Source organism: Pseudomonas sp. A-RE-22 (genome assembly GCF_019956035.1).
GTDB classification, from domain to species: domain Bacteria; phylum Pseudomonadota; class Gammaproteobacteria; order Pseudomonadales; family Pseudomonadaceae; genus Aquipseudomonas; species Aquipseudomonas brassicacearum.
In genome coordinates this window covers 89,231-102,217 of record NZ_JAHBCZ010000002.1, presented here as the reverse complement: position 1 = coordinate 102,217, position 12,987 = coordinate 89,231, and the positions used below count along the sequence as shown (strand labels likewise).

The window sequence follows — 12,987 nt, the reverse complement described above, 5'->3', positions numbered from 1 at the left end:
GACTCAGGATCTCGCGGCACCGGTCTCGTCAGCCAGTGCAGCCTCCACCCGCCCACCGCTATCGGTGTTCAGGAGGCCAGATCATGAGATGCCCAAGCTCCCGGTCGTAAAGAGCCGCCAGTCCCGCGTTAGTGGACAACCCTCACAGGTCGCAGGGGCCTTGATCCCTGATAACACTCAACAACCGTGGCGGGATGAGTGAGGACGAAGTCGATAATCTCAGGAGAAGTGTGATGCAACAGTGCGAAGCGTTCGAGCCACCACAACCATTGCTGGAATACCAGCAGGCGCCACTGCCCTACCCGGTCGAAGCGTTGGGGGATCTGTTGGGCTCTGCGGTCGAGCGACTGGCCCAGGTGATCGGCGTGCCCTGCGCAATGGCGGCACAATCGGTGCTGGCCAGCGCAGCCCTGGTGAGCCAGGGTCATGCCAATGTCCTACTCGACGGCCGAACCTATCCGCTGTCCCTCTACCTGCTGACGGTGGCGTCCTCGGGTGATCGCAAAAGCGCGGTGGATCAGCTGGCACTGAAAGCGGCGCGCGACTGGGAACGACAGCAGTGGACTCTGTATGCGGAAAAGCTCAAAGCCTATCGCGCAGCCACCAACATCATGGCCAAACCCAAAACCTCAACGGAGCGTGCCGAGGCGAAAGGCGGTGAACTGTCCGAACCAGTTCCGCCGAGACTGATCATTGCCGAGCCCACCATTGAGGCCCTGGTCAAAAGTCTGTGCCAGGGCTTACCCAGCATGGGCTTGTTCAATGATGAAGGTGGCCAGTTCTTGGGCAGCAGCACCATGAGCAAAGAGAATCTGCTCAAGGCGATCACCACCTTGTCGACACTGTGGGATGGCAGCCCTATCGACCGGGCCCGCTCCATGGCCGGAGAAAGCCTGCGTGCCTATGATCGCCGCCTCAGCCTGCACCTGATGCTGCAGCCCTACCTGGCCAACCAGCTGTTCAAAGACCCGATGATCAATGGCCAAGGCATCCTGGGCCGTTGCCTGATCAGTTGGCCCGAGCGCCTGGCCGGCCAGCGGCTCTACAAGGCGATCAACCTGAGCCGGGATGCCAAAGTCCAGCGCTACCAACATCGGATCACGGCCCTGCTGCAAAAGCCCTGGTCGCTTCACAAGGATGGGTCACTCAATCCTGTCACGCTGGAGCTGACTCCCCGTGCCCGTCGTGCCTGGATAGATATTCACGACACCATCGAGTGCCAGTCTGGCGAGTTCGGCGAGCTGGCCGGCGTCCAGCCTGTCGCGGGCAAGGCCGCGGCGAATGTACTGCGCATCGCGGGCGTGCTGGCCATGGTTGAAGAGGCCAGTGTGTTGGACGAAGCACACATCCAGCGCGCCTCCACGTTGATGGATTACTACCTGGCCGAGATCCAGCGCCTGACCGAACAGGCGCCGATCAATAGCCGATGCGAAGAGGCGGATCGACTGCTGCGTTGGCTGGTGCAGAAAGACTGGACTCGCTTCACCATTCGCGACGTCAATCGCAACGGCCCTCGTTTTGCCCGCAAGAGCGCTGACCATACTGCCTCTTTATTGGTCGTGCTGATCACTTCTCGCTGGCTGAGCAGTCGCGACGGGAAAACTTTCGAGGTCCGCCATGTTTCGCCTCAATGACGCGGTGCGCCGCCACCGGGCGCAACATCAACCACAGCCAGAATTGCGGTGTGTCGCCGCCTCTGTCGCCACCCTGTCGCCACGCGCTAGGCCAGAAACGACGCGGGTTGTCACCACTGTCGCCGCTGTCGCCACACCACCTCTAGAGCCTGCCAACCTCGCCCTGCTGATCGAGCAACTGCGTGAGGAAGGGGCACTGCTGCAACACCACGAGAACACCCTCCTGATCCGTCCGACACACTGGCAGCAGGTGGACAGGCTCAGCTCTCACTGGAAAGCCCTGCTGCTCTTTCTGCAAACAAACGAAAACGGTGATGACGATGGCTCTGGTCGGTCGGCGTGATAGTCGCAACTTTGGCTACGGCCGCCAGCTAAGTTATGCCGGCCCGCAAGCGCTAGAGGATTTGTTTGCCGGTGGCCACTTCGCCACGGTCAAAGCGCATAGCGATCGCTGGCAAGCGTTCGTGCGTTGGTGTCGGTCCGAGGGAGGCCCCGGTTACAACGATGCACGTCAGATCGATCGACGGACGCTGCAAGACTACGCCGCTTACCTGCGCCAGCAGATCCAGCAAGGTGAACTCTGCATCGCGACCGCGCAGAACCGCCTGAGCAGCGTCAACCGCACCCTCGCTGCGCTGCGCGGTGATCAGGACGTGAGGATCGCCAGCCCGAGCCAGGCGTTAGGACTGCAGCGCTCGAGCGTACGCACCCGCGCGCCGGATGGCCAAGACCGCCAACAGGTGCGGCGAGTACTCGAGGCACTTGGCGAACAGTACCACGAGCGGGTGGCCGCGATTGTCCTGTTGGCCCGAACAACAGGCATGCGCCTGCGCGAAGCGATCCTGGCTGACCTGCCACGATTGCACCGCGAAGCCGAACACTTAGGCCGCATCAACATCCAGGACGGCACCAAAGGCGGTCGCTCAGGGACTTCAGCGCCGCGATGGGTCGTGGCAAATGAAGAGGTGAAGGCAGCGCTGCAGTTTGCTCGTAAAGCAACGCCAACCGGCAGCCGCAACTTGCTGGCCCGAGACGAAAGCTACACCGCGTTCCTGCAACAGACCGTGCTCCCCGCCCGTGAATTGCTGCATGAACAAGGGCTGAAGGGTTTTCATGAACTGCGAGCGGCCTACGCCTGCGAACGTTACGAGCAGCTCACTGGCCACGCGGCTCCAGTCAATGGTGGTCACTGCTATCGCATTGACCGCGACCTCGATCAACAGGCGCGCCAACAGATCAGCCTTGAACTCGGGCATAACCGGATCGATGTAATGTCGGCCTACATTGGAGGTCGAGCATGACCAAGTCCTTCGATATGGCGCTGTTCCTGAGCGGCGTACTGACCGGCTCGAAGGTCACGCAGCAACGCCACCTACGCCAAGCCCGAATCATGCAAGCAGCCATTCAACAACGATGGCAACGCGATAATCCCTGGACCTGGCAGCTCAAGCATGTCCGCTGGTTTTTCACACAGCACCTGCAAGACCACTCCGACGCCACCCGGTATTACTATCGGCTCACCGCCCTATTGGTCTGGAAGCGATTAGGGAATGACCGAGAAATGCTGATGAGCAACGCCTGGCAAGCCGAGCGCAAGCTAATCGGACGAGCGCCATGACAAGCGCTCTCGGCACCAGAACGATTTCTATCTCGCTAATTGAAGACTGGCAGAGTATGCATGGGAGGTGTGTCTTCAGTTGATGTGAGGTTTCGTTCGAGCTATGATTGACATGCAGTGCCCCTTCGACGTCAGCAATCGATCGATGCGACCGAAGGGACAGGAGGCTTTAGAGAGCACTGGATGACCATTCGGCACCTTCTGCGGACATGGTAGCGCGGTATAGAGGTAGACGCCTATACTGGCACAAAGTCTATAGGAAATTTTGCAAGAATTTTACTACTAATTTAGTTACTTAAAGATGGTAGTTTATAAAATTAAAGGCTCGCCATATTGGCGGGCCTTTATCTTTTGAGGGTTTGAAATGAACCAGACTGAAGTGGGCGCCGCTGTAAATCTGATCAAGGCCTCCTTAGATAACCGCTCTGATAGAACAATTACAGGAGCTGTTTTTGGTGAGTTGATTCGTAAATTAACGCCTGAACTCGACATTCGTGAGTTATACCCTACAGGCAAAGGCGGCGTTACACGATTTATAGAGGATTACTTCGCAGGATTTCTTACACGCACCGGGAATAAAGGTTCGGATAATTTATATTCCATCAGAGAGTTAGACTCTGAGGCGGACCCATTAATTAACTATGATTATTGGCGCTCCTTTGTTCGCCCAAACTCAAAATCAAAAGTTTTTTTGATTGGCGACCCACTGAAAATCAATGTTTCTCATCAAGGTGATGTGCCAGCCGATGCAACTCTGATCAGAAATATTACTCCACAAGAGCTTTACCAAATTCGCGGTAATTTTGTCGAGACTGAGTCAAAGGGGGGCATGAATCCCAGCTTACCGCCTATGGATATGCCATATCCTGCATGGTCGGAAGCGCTCAAGTCCAGTAATTTCACACTCTATAAGGCCTGGACAGCATTCCGGATTGGCCAGCTTCTTGAAGTGTTCGCGGACAGACTTCGATGCTCAAATGTTCCGGAAGAGCGACGGGAGTTATTGCTGGATATCATGCAGCGGTCTCAGGCTAGTTTGGCATCGACCGCTCGTGTCGCACCTAAAAAGAGGGCGACGACAATACCTGAATCAACGACCAACTCTTCGCACCCGGCCCACCACCTGCACGCTGAAGCGAGCGCCGATGAAGAGTTTAGAAATATTGTCCTCCAAGCGGTGAGCAATATGTCGATTGCTGATCTTCGCGATTTGAAGCTACCGGCTGGGACATTGCTGGACGCGTTCTTTTCTAAATCGAAGAAGTGATGGAGGAGGTGTGTACGGATATTCGCCAGCTTTCTCTCTTCCAAAACTGATCGTAGTCATTTATGCGCGTGACGCGGCTAGTCTCATTTCAAAACTTGCGGACGCCTGCTGCGCTGGGTGGGAACGCCATGTAAGCGTACGCGTGTTGAACGCCCCAAAGGTCAATGTGGAAGAGTATACTGATGAAATCATTGATGAGTTTTTCAATGCTTCGTCTAGTATGATTTTTTATCAGCCTGGGTTGCTTGATAAGGGCTTGCTCGATAGCGAGGAGGTACGTTGTCGGCCCTGTGCGACCACAAAAACTATGTTCCAAGCGATGACACCGGAACTTATGTCTTTAAAAATCCATTGGAAGTCATATGCAGAAAGCCAATGGGAAAAGTCTACGCTTAAATCTGCCAGCCCTGAACAGTGGGTGCAACAATTCGCCGAGCTCGGACATCGCGACATCGGGCGGCATTTGCTTAAGTCACTGCGCGTTGTTACCGATGCTGAGATAAGGGAAGCGTTCAAACCGGCACCCTATGACGATATCGGGGTTCGTATCGCCCATGGTTATATCCATGAGGATGAGCCGGGCAGTAGCTCGATTGCGATCAAGTCTATTCTCGAGCATATGCATCCTCAAGGTGTCATTCCCATTGACCTGTCTAATCCAGACATATTTGTCTTCATGAATGTTGATGTTCTATACATTTATGAGGATGGGCTCTGGAGCGGAGTTGAGGTAGTGAACAGGTTGCAAGCGCTCAGTCAAAATGAAGCGCTCATGCGGTCAAACCTCCAAATTGTCTTCAGGTACTGCGTCACGTGCGATGCAGGTCTTTCCGCTGCAAGGCTGTTTTCAGTGCGTAATTCTGCCGGAAAATTTCAATTTCCTTCGGCGAAACCTGGTTTTCACTTTTCCTTCCTTCAGAACGAGGTTGACACCAGATTCCCTGCGTTGACAGATCGAAGTGATCAATCCATACGGACGGCTATCGATAGCGTGATCGAACCCTATGCTTTCGCGTCTAGTGAGATCTGGGGCCAGGAGAGGGATGCGAGTCTCGGCGTATGCAGTGAAATCGGATCACAGTTGGTGCGGTATTTCCTCGAAAGAAAGGCCGATGGCAGTGAAAGCCGCGAGTCCGTGGTGATACCCCCAGAGAAAATTGCAAGGATGCAGTTGGGGGCCATGAGTTTCGCATCGACTATTGTGTTTGCATCCAGTATTCCTAAACCCGTGCTACCAGTGATGTGGCTAGGCGGTGAGGTGACTCTAAGCAACAGAACCGTGAATTGGCTCCCCCTGTTCTGGGACGCCCGCAGGACTGGCGCTGTGGACCATTGAAGTCAGTCAGCATATCAGTTCGGGCAGTATCAACAGGATGGGAGTGGAGTGACGAGGCTGGTCAAGTGGAGTGCAACTTCACACGGTATTCCAATTGGTATTCCAACCAAAAAACAAACTAAAAATTAATGCTATAAATCAATAGCGTAGTTAGTAGATTCAAATTACCCCGGCGCTCCATGGAGAGAGAAGCGGGAAAATCGTTCCGAGACGTTGATCGGTAACGGTCGCTATTGGCGAAGCAATTCAGCGTCAGATGGCTTGAAGGTCTCGCAGTGCTTCTGGGTGCTGGCTTGCAACCCTTAATAGGGTTTGTGCCGCACCGGCAGGTCGCCGGCGCCCTTGCTCCCAATCCTGCAAGGTACGCAGGCTGACACCTAGAAGCTCAGCAAATGCACTTTGAGATACACCGACTTTAGCCCTGGCCTCAGCCGCAGCCGAAAGCGTCACCTCGGTTGTGCGTGCCGCCTTGCCAGCTTTCATTTGGCGTACCGAAGCCAACAAGTCTTTCTGAAAGTTCTCCATTTCATGATCCATTGCTGATCTCCTCTTTCAATTGATTCAGGAAGGCGGTCGGCAGGTTGTCGAACTTCGCCTTGGCGTAGGCAATCAGCAACCAGATGTGGCCTTCAGGAAGCGCGTTGTAGTAGATAACCCGCGTACCACCACGCTTACCCATCCCGCCACGAGACCAGCGCACCTTGCGCAACCCACCGCAGCCGGGAATCACATCGCCAGCTAACGGGTTTGCAGCCAACCAGGTGATGAACTCCTGACGCTCGTCATCACGCCATATCGATTCAGCGTAACGTTTGAAAATTTCGGTTTCGATGATCGTAGACATTGCCAAAAATATACGGCATGGCCGTATAGCCATGCAAGACGCGCTGGTCGGATGCTTCCACGTTTATCATCCAGGTCACCTTCCTGTGGTTCAGGCACTTAGCACCTAACGCAAGTGCCTTTTTTGTGCCCGAAAGAATGAGTCGCCCCGCCCCTCTCAAACACCAGAAGCAGGTTTCACGGCGATAACCATGATCTCCACCAGCACCTCAGGCCGCGCCAGACGTGCCTGAACAGTGGCCCGTGCCGGAGCACTATCCGCTGGCAACCAGGCGTCCCACACCGAATTCATCAGCGCGAAATCACGATCAATGTCCTTGAGCCATATCTGTGCGCTCAAAAGCTGGCCCTTGTCGCTGCCCGCCAGCGACAACAAGGCTTCTATCTTGGCCAGCACCTGCTGCGTCTGCTCTTCGATGCCAACCTGTAGATCAGTGGGCACCTGGCCGGAGAGGTAAAGCAGATCGCCATGACTGACCACACCGGACATCCGCACGCTGCTCTGAAAACGTTGAATCGTTGCCATCGGGTTTACTCCATGAATTGAGAACGTTAAGACGCTGCGCTGCCGATCAGTCGGACCAAACGCTGGGCACTACCAAATGCCAAGGTCATGCCCAGCGCACCCTGGCCGCTATTGACGTACAGGTTGTCACAACCACTGACGGCCAGAATCGGCCGCCCGGTGGGGGTCGCCGGACGCCAACCGGTCCAGGGCTGACAATCATCGGCGTTCCATCCCGGACCGAACAATGCCTGCGTCGAGGCTTTCAGTTGTTCGATACGCTTAACCGGAATCGACGCATCCAGCCCACACAACTCGACCATCCCCGCGACGCGTAAGCGATCACCGATCCGGGCGAACACTGTTTTACGCCGCATGTCAGTGACGCTGACCGTCGGTGCATTCATCGAATCAGTGATCGGCAACGTAATGCTATATCCCTTGAGCGGGTAGACCGGCATGCGCACACCGAACGCTGATAATAGCCCCGCACTGTAAGCACCAGCCGCCAGCACGATCGCTTGCGCTCCTAAAAGACTTGGGCCTTCGATGGCGTGGTGAATCTCCAACGCGATGATGCGCCCGCGTTCACGTCGGAAAGCGGCAACCTCACTGTCGAACAGAAAACGCACACCCTGCTTGCTCAATAATCTCGCAAGCTCCTGGCAAAGCTTGCGCCCATCGACCGCGCATTCGCTGTCGGTATGGATCGCGCCGTGAAACGCCTTCTTATAGCCCTCAAGTGCAGGCTCGATCGACAAGGCTTCGGCGGGGCTGACGATTTTTTGTTGTTTGGCGCCTTGGGCGGCCTGGAATTTCACCTGATCGCCGGCCTTGCGCAGGCTTTCAGCATCGGGGTAGAGAACCAGTTTTCCGGTACGGGCGAAATCGCACTGCACCTTTTCCTGACTGATGAAGGCGTCCAGCGCCAGCCGACTTTCCTGCGCCAGTTCCAGTAACTCGACAGTGGTCTGGCGCGAAATGGACGTACGGCAGGCCGCGAGAAACTCCACACACCAGCGCCATTGTTCCACGCTCCATTGCGGCGAAAATTTCAGCGGTCCGTTGCGCGCCAACAGCATCTTCGGAATGCCCGGCAATAGAGAGGGATCGGCCAGCGGTTGCACATAGCTGTAACTCAATTGCGCCCCATTGGCAGCACTGGCCCCCATGCCGGCCTCCCCCGCACGATCGATAACGGTGACGTTATGACCGGCCTTGTGTAGAAACCAGGCACTGCTCAAGCCAACGATTCCGGCACCGACGACACAGATATCCATTACGCCACCACTCTGTCCGACAGGTCCCAACCCACAGGTCGCCGTTGGTGCCAATCACTGACTTGCTGGTAGGCATGGGCGATCCGCAGGACCAAGGGTTCGGCGAAAGCACGCCCGACGATCTGCATCGAGACCGGCATACGTTGTTCGTCGAAGCCCGCCGGCAGCGCCACTGAACAGAGATTGAGCAGGTTGGCGAAACGGCCGAGCAAGGCCAGGGGCGTACCGTACTCATCGACCTGATTCAACGGCACACTGCCAATGGCGTTGGTCGGAAACGCACAGGCATCGACATTGGACATGGCTTCGTCCATGGCTTGACGGGCAACACGTCGCTGGTTGTGCAAATGGATATAAGCCGCCGCGTCGATGGCGCGCCCGCTCAGCACCCGACGCTGCACATGAGGATCGAAGCGCAGATCATCGCGCTCGAACAGGCTACCAAGGCTGGCGTAGCCTTCGGCACTCATGAGGCCACCGGCGACGCGCATGCACTGTTCCAGTGAAGTCGGTAGCGGCTGTTCGACCAGATGCATTCCCAGTTCGGCCAATTGCTCAAGCCCCTGGTCATAGGCTGCCAATACGCCAGGCGCGATGTGTACGCGCTCGGTCTGTGGCAGCACCCAGATGCGCAGACCGGCCACCGGAAGATTCAAGCCTGCCGCGGCGCTGAACACTGGCGACTTGGCCGAGACCGGATCCAGCGGGTCCGGCCCCAGCAGCGCGTCAAGCATCCACGCGGCGTCTTCGACGGTGTGGGTAATCGGCCCCACCGAATCCAGCGATGGACACAACTCAATCAAACCGTGACGGCTAATCAACCCACGTGTGGTTTTCAGGCCAACCAGACCACACATACCTGCGGGAATCCGCACCGAGCCGCCGGTGTCGGTGCCCAATGCCGCGCTTGCCAACCCGCCGGCCACGGCCACTGCTGAACCACTGCTGGAACCCCCTGGAGCACGATGCACGTCGGCATCCCATGGGTTCCACGGCGTGCCCATCACGGCATTGGTGCCCCATCCCCCGAAAGCGAATTCAACGGTGTGGGTCTTGCCCATGATGATCGCCCCGGCGCGCTCCAGCCGCTGCACTGCCGTGGCGGTGAGCCGCGAGATACGCGGCTTCTGTGCCAGCGAACCACCGGTTATGGCCTTGCCGTCGATCTCGAACAAATCCTTGATCGCAACCGGAATGCCCTGCAATGGCCCCAGGTTGATACCGGCAGCCCGCTGCCGATCGGCCGCGATGGCGGCACCGAGCGCGCGCTGGGGATAGGCCTCGACATAAGCATTGAGTTGACCGTTGAAGCGCTCGATCCGCTCCAGTTGCGCGCAAACCAGGGACTCGCTCGTGAGCGCTCCGGACTCCAGCGCTTGCTGCAACTGGCCAATGCTGTGGGAAGCGGTTCGATCCTTGATGTTCATGTGTTCAACCTCGAATGGTTTTGCGTCCGCGAGAAAATCGTACTTCCAGTACTCGCGATAACAGAGAAAGAGGGAAAGCGATGACGAAATAGAACAACCCCACCAGCAGGAAAATATGCATCGGCAAAAAGGATTCGGACGCGATGGCCCGGGCCGCCAGCATCAACTCATCGGTGGCGATCAAGGCGCACAGGGAGCTGTCCTTCAGAATCGACACGTAGGCATTGAGCAACGGCGGCAACATGCCGCGAATGGCTTGCGGAAAGATCACGGCGGTGAAGGCTTGCACTGGCGTCAGGCCGGTGGCGATGGCCGCCTCACGTTGGCCGCGATGCAAGGAGTCCAGTCCACCGCGCAGGATTTCCGCGACGTAGGCCGAGCCTTGTAAACCCAAACCGATGGCTCCGGCCCAGTAACCCGATAGCGTCAGCCCGAGACTGGGCAAGGTGAAATACAGCGCCAGCAGCAACGCCAGGAGCGGCACCGCACGCATCCCCTGAATGAAGAACACCGCCAGACGCTTGAGCAATACGCTGGGACTCTTCATCGCCCAGGCCAGTAACGCGCCCAACAGCGCCGCCAGGGCGAAGCCTGTCAGGGACAGCTCGGCGCTGACCCGTGCGCCGAGTAGCAGGCGCGCGATCCAGTCGCTCCAGTATTCCGGGTATTGCTGGAAAAAACTGATCATCGCGCCGCCCCCAGATGACGTTCAAGTCGGATGAATCCCACGCCAATGGGCAGGATCATCGCCGCATAGATGCACATCACCGCCAGATAAATCAGCGAGGTCTGGAACGTGGATGTCACGAGATTGCGTGCCAGGAACATGATTTCCGGCACGGCAATGGCCGAGGCGATGGACGTGTCCTTGATCAGTTGCGTGACATAGTTGGCATAAGCCGGCAACGCAACGCGCAGGGCCTGGGGCAAGAGGATGTAGCGCAGAATTTGCATACGGTGCAAGCCGATGGCCTGCCCGGCTTCATGCTGGCCGACGTGCAGCGATTGCAAGCCAGCTCGGAAAGTATCGGCCAGCACTGCGCTGCCTACCAGGCTCAAACCGACGATGGCCGCCAGCCACGCGGGCAGATTGATTCCCAGATAGGACAGTCCAAAGTAGATCAGAAACAGGTGCGCCAGCGCAGGCACGTTACGCATCCATTCGATGAAACAGGCGATGGCGCCGTGCACCAGTCGCGATCGGCTGAACGTCAGTAAAACCGCCAACACCAGACCGCCCGCGCTGGCCAGCACTAAGGTGCAGAGGGCGATTTCCAGCGCGTTCATTGCGCCTTTCAACAGCAAGGGCAACAGCCCGAGGAAAGCTTCCAGATTCGCCATCAAGCGCTCTCCACAGCCATGCGCCCAAGAAAACTGCGGGTCCGTTCGTGACGAGGATTGTCGATCACTTGCGCCGACGGCCCCTGTTCGACAATGCGTCCGCCGTCCATGAAGATCACCCGATCCGCCACATCGCGGGCAAACCTCACTTCATGGGTGACCATGATCATGCTGCGGCCCTCTTCCGCCAGCTCGCGAATCACGGCCAACACTTCGCCGACCAACTCGGGATCCAACGCCGAGGTCGGTTCGTCGAACAGAATCACTTTCGGTTGCTGGGCCAAAGCCCGGGCGATGGCGACCCGTTGTTGCTGACCACCCGACAATTGCTCGGGATAAGACTCGGCCTTGTGCCGCAGATGGACTTTTTCCAACATCGCGTCGGCCAACTCATACGCCTGCTTGCGCGGCATGCCTTGGGCCTTGATGGGACCGAGCGCGACGTTATCGCGCACGTTCAAGTGCGGCCATAGATAGAACAACTGGAACACCATGGCGATCTCGCGGCGCTGCGCAGCCATCTCCCGGTCACTCATCAGGCGCAAGCGCTTACCGTCCTTGACCTGCCCGATCAGTTCGTCCCCCAGCCAAATCTCGCCACTAGTCGGTTTTTCCAGGTAATTGATGCAACGCAGGCAGGTGGACTTTCCAGATCCGCTTGGGCCTATCAGCGACAGGGTCTCACCGGGCTTCAACTCCAGGCTGATGCCCTTGAGCACTTCCAGATCGCCATAGTTCTTGTGTAATTCGTGCACACGTAGCAACGCGGTGTCAGACAGGCTCGACATCTTGGCTAACCTCTTTTTGTTATAGGCATGGCGATGAGTCGGAGCATCCGCATGAGTCCGCCCCATCGCCGCACACACTTATTTGCAGCCGGGCAGTGTCCAGTCCGCGGGGCGGTCGACGCCCAGGCGCAGGTCCTTGCCTTCGGGCATGAACCAGACATCCTGGGTCAGGCCGTAGCGAGCGCCGATCTTGCGCATCTCACAGTTTTTCCAGAGCGTCTGAATCTGCGCGTTGACCGCCGTCACCAGTTCCGGACTGGCCTTGTTGAAGCCGAACACCACCTGACCCAAGCCAGTCAGCAGTGGGAAATTCGGATCGTTGTCGACGAAGGCGTTGAAATGCAGGTGCCATTGCTCATTGCGGGAAATGGCGTATTGCATGACCGGTGGGTCGCCGATCACCGCATCGATGCGTCCGGCGAGCAGATCGCGAACGGCCGCATCCGACGTGTCGTACAGGGCGACTTGCAGGCCATCGATCTTGCGCATCTCAGGGATGAACGAAAAGCCGGTGATGGTGCCGACTTTCTTGCCTTGCAAATCCTTGAGGCTGTTCCAGTTGGTCTTGTCTGTCTGGGTGATACCGTTCTTGAAGTAGTGAATAGGATCGCTCAAGGTCATGATTTTCGAGCGTTGTTCGGTCCAGCCCATGGTGCCTGCCATGACATCCACTCGCTTGGACTGCACCGATGCAATCGTCCCTGACCACTCCATTAACGCCGGTTTGACTTTAAGGCCCAGTTTTTCGGAAATTTGTTGAAGGATTTCACCGTCATAGCCGACCATCCGACTATCTTGATACCCTGTTCCTGGCATATCACCACTGAAGGCGATGGTCAGGCTGCCCGGCTCTACTGTCTCCAATGCGAACACCGGTGCCGCAACCAGCACGGACACCAGAAAACCGGCACAAATACCGGAAAAACGCTGAACTTTGGACGTCTTCAT

15 protein-coding genes are annotated in these 12,987 nt (G+C 57.1%); 6 read left to right on the top strand and 9 right to left on the bottom strand.

The genetic code is table 11. The features are described from left to right. Positions 1–233 precede the first annotated feature (233 nt). From KGA89_RS01325 to KGA89_RS01300, 6 genes are all read left to right on the top strand, one after another. Complete coding sequence (locus tag KGA89_RS01325) at positions 234–1,634, top strand: YfjI family protein (RefSeq protein WP_223470311.1); 1,401 nt, start codon at positions 234–236, stop codon at positions 1,632–1,634. Further along, on the top strand, positions 1,618–1,977 hold the full coding sequence (locus KGA89_RS01320; RefSeq protein ID WP_223470309.1) for a hypothetical protein: 360 nt from the start codon (positions 1,618–1,620) through the stop codon (positions 1,975–1,977). Before KGA89_RS01325 ends, KGA89_RS01320 begins: the two co-directional genes overlap by 17 nt. Further along, positions 1,955–2,935, top strand: coding sequence for an integrase domain-containing protein (locus KGA89_RS01315; protein ID WP_223470351.1), 981 nt, complete (start codon positions 1,955–1,957; stop codon positions 2,933–2,935). Before KGA89_RS01320 ends, KGA89_RS01315 begins: the two co-directional genes overlap by 23 nt. Beyond that, positions 2,932–3,252: a hypothetical protein gene (locus tag KGA89_RS01310; RefSeq protein ID WP_223470308.1), complete on the top strand. Its 321-nt coding sequence runs from the start codon at positions 2,932–2,934 to the stop codon at positions 3,250–3,252. Before KGA89_RS01315 ends, KGA89_RS01310 begins: the two co-directional genes overlap by 4 nt. A 364-nt stretch (positions 3,253–3,616) precedes the next feature. Continuing rightward, a complete protein-coding gene (locus KGA89_RS01305; RefSeq protein WP_223470307.1) occupies positions 3,617–4,519 on the top strand; it encodes a hypothetical protein in 903 nt (300 codons plus the stop codon). A gap of 10 nt (positions 4,520–4,529) precedes the next feature. Then, positions 4,530–5,855: a hypothetical protein gene (locus KGA89_RS01300; RefSeq protein ID WP_223470306.1), complete on the top strand. Its 1,326-nt coding sequence runs from the start codon at positions 4,530–4,532 to the stop codon at positions 5,853–5,855. A gap of 252 nt (positions 5,856–6,107) precedes the next feature. Here KGA89_RS01300 and KGA89_RS01295 read toward each other — a convergent pair whose 3' ends face one another. The 9 genes from KGA89_RS01295 to KGA89_RS01255 all read right to left on the bottom strand — a co-directional run bounded on the left by KGA89_RS01295 (position 6,108) and on the right by KGA89_RS01255 (position 12,987). Next, a complete protein-coding gene (locus KGA89_RS01295; protein ID WP_053178128.1) occupies positions 6,108–6,392 on the bottom strand; it encodes a helix-turn-helix domain-containing protein in 285 nt (94 codons plus the stop codon). After that, the gene (locus KGA89_RS01290) at positions 6,382–6,699 is read right to left on the bottom strand and encodes a type II toxin-antitoxin system RelE/ParE family toxin (RefSeq protein WP_223470305.1); all 318 of its coding nucleotides are present in this window, start codon (positions 6,697–6,699) and stop codon (positions 6,382–6,384) included. The genes KGA89_RS01295 and KGA89_RS01290 overlap by 11 nt, the downstream gene beginning before the upstream one ends. Before the next feature lie 156 nt (positions 6,700–6,855). Beyond that, positions 6,856–7,224, bottom strand: coding sequence for a RidA family protein (locus KGA89_RS01285; protein WP_014336535.1), 369 nt, complete (start codon positions 7,222–7,224; stop codon positions 6,856–6,858). A 26-nt stretch (positions 7,225–7,250) separates the two neighbouring features. Next, on the bottom strand, positions 7,251–8,483 hold the full coding sequence (locus KGA89_RS01280; RefSeq protein ID WP_223470304.1) for a D-amino acid dehydrogenase: 1,233 nt from the start codon (positions 8,481–8,483) through the stop codon (positions 7,251–7,253). Next, positions 8,483–9,910 carry an amidase gene (locus KGA89_RS01275; RefSeq protein WP_223470303.1) on the bottom strand — a complete coding sequence of 476 codons (1,428 nt, stop codon included), beginning with the start codon at positions 9,908–9,910 and terminating at the stop codon, positions 8,483–8,485. The genes KGA89_RS01280 and KGA89_RS01275 overlap by 1 nt, the downstream gene beginning before the upstream one ends. A gap of 4 nt (positions 9,911–9,914) precedes the next feature. Then, the gene (locus tag KGA89_RS01270; RefSeq protein ID WP_046063131.1) at positions 9,915–10,598 is read right to left on the bottom strand and encodes an amino acid ABC transporter permease; all 684 of its coding nucleotides are present in this window, start codon (positions 10,596–10,598) and stop codon (positions 9,915–9,917) included. After that, positions 10,595–11,251, bottom strand: a complete 657-nt coding sequence (locus tag KGA89_RS01265; protein WP_223470302.1) for an amino acid ABC transporter permease — start codon at positions 11,249–11,251, stop codon at positions 10,595–10,597. The genes KGA89_RS01270 and KGA89_RS01265 overlap by 4 nt, the downstream gene beginning before the upstream one ends. Beyond that, positions 11,251–12,039, bottom strand: coding sequence for an amino acid ABC transporter ATP-binding protein (locus tag KGA89_RS01260; RefSeq protein WP_223470301.1), 789 nt, complete (start codon positions 12,037–12,039; stop codon positions 11,251–11,253). Before KGA89_RS01260 ends, KGA89_RS01265 begins: the two co-directional genes overlap by 1 nt. Before the next feature lie 78 nt (positions 12,040–12,117). Continuing rightward, the gene (locus tag KGA89_RS01255; protein ID WP_223470300.1) at positions 12,118–12,987 is read right to left on the bottom strand and encodes a substrate-binding periplasmic protein; all 870 of its coding nucleotides are present in this window, start codon (positions 12,985–12,987) and stop codon (positions 12,118–12,120) included.